Origin of the sequence: Corynebacterium sp. HMSC072G08 (assembly GCF_001809185.1) — a bacterium.
Lineage (GTDB): Bacteria > Actinomycetota > Actinomycetes > Mycobacteriales > Mycobacteriaceae > Corynebacterium > Corynebacterium phoceense.
Map to the genome: position 1 here is coordinate 1 of NZ_KV796443.1, position 3,348 is coordinate 3,348.

General features: G+C 56.6%; 1 protein-coding gene. It reads right to left on the bottom strand.

The features are described 5' to 3' along the window. Positions 1-1,109: 1,109 nt before the first annotated feature. On the bottom strand, positions 1,110-3,014 hold the full coding sequence (locus tag HMPREF2559_RS08985; RefSeq protein WP_070540407.1) for a site-specific DNA-methyltransferase: 1,905 nt from the start codon (positions 3,012-3,014) through the stop codon (positions 1,110-1,112). Positions 3,015-3,348 lie beyond the last annotated feature (334 nt).

Genomic DNA, 3,348 nt, shown 5'->3' on the forward strand with positions numbered 1-3,348 from the left:
CTAATCAATGCACTCTAAAACCGGAAGAGCCGCTAACGGCTTGCAACACGGGCGAGTCCGAACCGGTCACCATTACCCACGTCACCACAGTGAAAGAGTCCCCGACGAAAACAAGCACGACGACTCCTCCGGCAACGAGCAGCAGCACAACACACCAAACGACAGAGCCCCCCCACGACCGAACACAACGAACTAGCGACGTCAGAACCCACAGCGCCTGCGCAAGAACCGAGCCACCAGGATCCAGTCGTTCTGCACGAAGCTGACCATGGATACAAGTGGTTCTTACGCGACCCCCTACAACTCACAGGACGAATGTGAAAGTGCAGCATCCCAGTGGCCAGCGAACACAGGTTCCTGCGCTCTCCAACCACAAGGATGTATTCACTACGCGCTGCGTCACGATGCTGAAGTCATCGCGAAGCACGAAGCCCAGCGCAAGCAAGAAGAAGCGGCACGCACCGAACAGTAGCAACAGCAACAGATCCGGACCCTAGAGTTAGCCACGATTGGACCGTATGCCTCTCAGTGGACATGCAAGCAAGCGCAAAGCACGTGGCCCGCGCCATCGTTCACATGCTTCCCAAATCAACCCGGTTCAGCACAAGTAAAGGCCTAGAAAACCAATAAAAATCCCGGACCGTGTGTGAGCTACTTCGTTAAAGCTTCGCGGAGCCGTGGTGCGGATCGAATCAGTGGTTATTCCGCTGCAAACCTGTAGGTAAAAGGGCTAGAAGCTAGGTTGTGTGGCGCTGGTCCGGGACGACGTTTCGTCCTATATGCATTGTGCTTTTAAGCTCCTGTACTTCGTACAATCGTTGTTAAAAAAGAAGTTGTGGATTATGGCTATGCCGCTATTTTCGCACTACATCAGGGAGAAACCGTCTGAGTAATAATGCGCTTGACTTTCGTCCATTCGCGTCCTTTCTGTCCGCTTTCTGCTTACAACCCGTAGCCTAAACCCCAGTCCGCGCCGTGGGAAGACCTTCGCAAAACTAATAGCTGGTATTCACCCACAGTCCCTCTTTTGTGCAGCAAAATATAGTGTGGCCCCTGCCTGGTATGGGGTACCTCCATACCAGTTCGAACGAAAAGGTCTGCCATTACCCCTAGGCGGTCCAGAGATCCACACCCGCAGTACGGCACATCTGGACGAGGTTGGTCTTCAACTCGTCGTCTCCCTGGAACGCATCTTCCAGAATGATGAACTGCACTGGCTTCATGGCGACCGCATCACGCAACTGCGCGAGAGTCGGGGTGACATGCTCGTCGAGATACGCCAAAACCGCAACCTCTTCACCGCCAGCCCCGTCGCTGCGAACCACGGCCTTATAACCCGCGCCGGCGATGTCGCAGTCACGGATCTTCTCAGTGAGCGACAATCCCTGTTTAATGAGGATTTCCGCAAGGATGTCATCCACCGTAGCGTCGTCGTCCACGCTTCCGCGCAGGTCTAGCAAGTGCTGCTCCAGCGTCGTCACGTCCGTATCCGCCGCCGTCTGCCACTTCACAAAGTTGGTATCCGAAAGCACGTAGGAACGGAATCCCGTATCGAGGGGCACCTCGCGTTGTGCGATCACCTCGGCGTACTCGGCGGCCACTTTGTCACCTGCCCTCCGGATGCGCTCACGGGAGATGCTCGCGATGTCCTCGAAGCCGACCTTCCGCGCTGCGGAGTTCTCCGGTGTGGGTTCAGGAAGCTGCACCTGAATGGTACGGCGACGCACGCCGTCCTCGGCATTAAGCTGCATGACGGCATGCGCCAGGCTTCCGGATCCCGCGAAGAAGTCCAGGGCAATATCGCCGTCGTTCAGATTGCCCAGGCGCACCAAGTTCTGCAGCAGCTTCGTGGGCTTGGGGTTGCTGAAAATGCTTTTTACACCGAAGAGTTCAGCGACTTCTGCGGAGCCTTCCTGGTTGCTGCCAAACAATTCATGCGGGAACCAGTTGGTGGCGGACTGACCGCTTTCCTCACGCTCGGACTGGAATTGCTTCTTGCGCGGCAAGCCGTCGCCGCCCTTGGTGAAGACAATGCGGTTATCAGCAAGCAGCCTTTCAAAGGTCGCCTTCTCGCCCATCCACACCTCGTTGAACTCGACGCCCGTAGGCGAAACAATCGTGTACGAGGAACCGCCTTGGCCTGCACCCACCTTCCATGGCTTGGAATTCCACGGTCCGCGCGGGTCGTTATCGGGGTTCGTGAATTTGCCCGTGAGCGGCAGCTTGCCCACGCCAGCGCGCTTGAGATGCGCCGAGTTCCGTGCGTAGACCAGAATGTGCTCGGCCACAAGCCCGATGAGCTTGGTGGGGTCATTGGGCTGATTGTGGCGCCGGCGCCAGTGGATCGAGCCTTCGAAGTTCAGCTCGCCAAAGATTTCATCGAGGCACTTCTTTAGGTGCGAGTACTCGTCATCGCTAATACTCACGAAGATGACGCCGTCTTGGCTAAGCAGGTTGCGCGCGAGCTTCAGGCGCGGATACATCATGTTGAGCCAGTTGGAATGGAAACGCCCCTCCGACTCAGAGTTGGAGGAGAGTTTCTTGCCTTCCTCGTTGACTTGTTTCGACCAGTCGAGATAGGTGCCAATCCCCTCTTTGAAGTTGTCCGGATAGACGAAATCGTGACCCGTGTTGTACGGCGGATCGATATAGATCATCTTGATTTTGCCGTGGTAGTGCTTCTGCAAAACCTTGAGGACTTCCAGGTTGTCGCCCTCGATGAAGACGTTCTCGGTGGTATCCCACTCCTTGGAGTTGGCCTTATCGGGCCGCAACGTGGCGGTAGTGGGCTGCTGTGCTGCCCGCATGGCACGCTTCTTCCCAGGCCAGAACAAGCCGAAGCGCTCGGCGGCATCGGAAGCATCCTCGCCAAGGAGCTCACCGAGCTTCGCGACGTCGATCCTGCCGTCGCTGAACGCTTCCGGAACGAGCTCAGCTAGCTGCTGCGCCAACTGGGTACGCAGCTCGGGGCTGCTGCTCGGGACTGCATTCATCGGCTCACGTTCTTCGCTCATCGTCGTCTCTCCTGGGATACTGCGGTGCGGCTACTTCTCTCAGTACACAGTAATCAGGCCCCCGACATGAGCACCTCATGGGGCATCTCGTCACTTTCGTGAAGTACCACACTTTTCTTGACTTTTATGAGCGCTCCGCAGCATCATAAGAACAGGTTTCCAGTAACGCTGGGACGCGGATTGTAACCCGATTTAGTTCGGGGCAAGACCTGAGCAACACGCTCGCCTTTCAAGGGCGCGCGTGGGGCTCAGGTCTTTTTGCATTTTCGCCCAGCTCTTCCACCAAGGAGTACACGATGACCAGGGCTAAGTAGCAAAATGTGTGTCCGCTACG

Excerpts from the sequence above, each read along its gene's own strand:
- HMPREF2559_RS08985 (WP_070540407.1), bottom strand. The coding sequence starts at position 3,014 with ATGAGCGAAGAACGTGAGCCGATGAATGCAGTCCCGAGCAGCAGCCCC.